Source organism: Actinosynnema sp. NPDC023658 (assembly GCF_040639995.1).
Classification (GTDB): Bacteria; Actinomycetota; Actinomycetes; order Mycobacteriales; family Pseudonocardiaceae; genus Actinosynnema.
Genome location: NZ_JBFAAX010001491.1, coordinates 1 through 1,045 on the forward strand (window position 1 = coordinate 1; position 1,045 = coordinate 1,045).

The following is a 1,045-nucleotide window of genomic DNA, read 5'->3' on the forward strand; positions in this document are numbered from 1 at the left end:
CACGGGTGCGCCGGGAGGTTGCACCGGGCGGTCAGATCGCGGAGCAGTCGGCCTTGTCGGTCCAGTCCGTACCGCACCGGTACAGGGGGAACGGGGTGTTGTCGCCGTACCGGGCGCCGAGGGTGTTGTACTCGCCCACGTCGATCCGCTGGGCGACGTAGTGGTCGGTCGCCGTGGCGGTGACCGTGTCGGTGTAGGGCGGTCGAGGGGTCGTGGTGGTGGTGCCGCCGCTGGTCGTGGTCGGCGTCGTGCCGCCGCCGTCGAGACCCCAGAACCGGGCCAGGTGGTAGGCGGAGCAGATGTTCACGTCGAGCACGTACGCCGCCGTGCTGCCGCACTGGGTGGCGCCCGTGCCGGGGTCGACGGGTTGGCCGTGGTTCATGCCGGTGATCGAGTAGAACTCGACCGTGCCGCCGTAGACCTCGTGCGGGTAGCCGGCGACGGTGTCGCGGACGTCGGGCGTCGGGTCGGTGCCGTTGACGTCGGTCCACTGCTCGACCAGCTCGGTGCCGTTGAGCGGTCGGACGGTGGTGTCGGCGGTGCCGTGCCAGATGGACACCTTCGGGCGCGGGCCGGTGTAGGAGAACGCGGCGCGGACCTTGTCGCCCCACTGCGCGGGCGTGAGGTTCGTGCCGGGGTTCATGCAGCTGTAGGCGGACGCGACCGTGGTGGCGCACTGGTAGGGCAGGCCGGCGACCACGCCGCCGCCGGAGAACACGTCCGGGTAGGTGGCGAGCATGACGGCGGCCATCGCGCCGCCCGCGGACAGCCCGCTGACGTAAGCGGACGTGCCGCCGTTGTCCTGCTTGGCCTTGTCCACCATCTGCTTGATCGACAGCGCTTCGCCGGAGCCGCGCCGGGTGTCACCGGGCTCGAACCAGTTGAAGCACGAGTTGGCGTTGTTCGCCGACCTCTGCTGCGGCACCACGACGGTGAACTTCCAGCGGTCGGCCAGTTGCGGCCACCCGGTGCTCGTGCCGTAGCCGGCGGCGTTCTGCGTGCAGCCGTGCAGGGCGACCACGACCGGTCGGCCCGCGGGCAGCCC

Annotated in this window: 1 protein-coding gene; it reads right to left on the reverse strand. The window is 71.4% G+C overall.

Going from position 1 to position 1,045, the window contains the following annotated elements; genetic code table 11:
• Window positions 1-31: 31 nt before the first annotated feature.
• Window positions 32-1,045: PHB depolymerase family esterase (locus AB0G02_RS42025; protein WP_360806717.1), on the reverse strand; the 1,014-nt coding region annotated here is incomplete at its 5' end.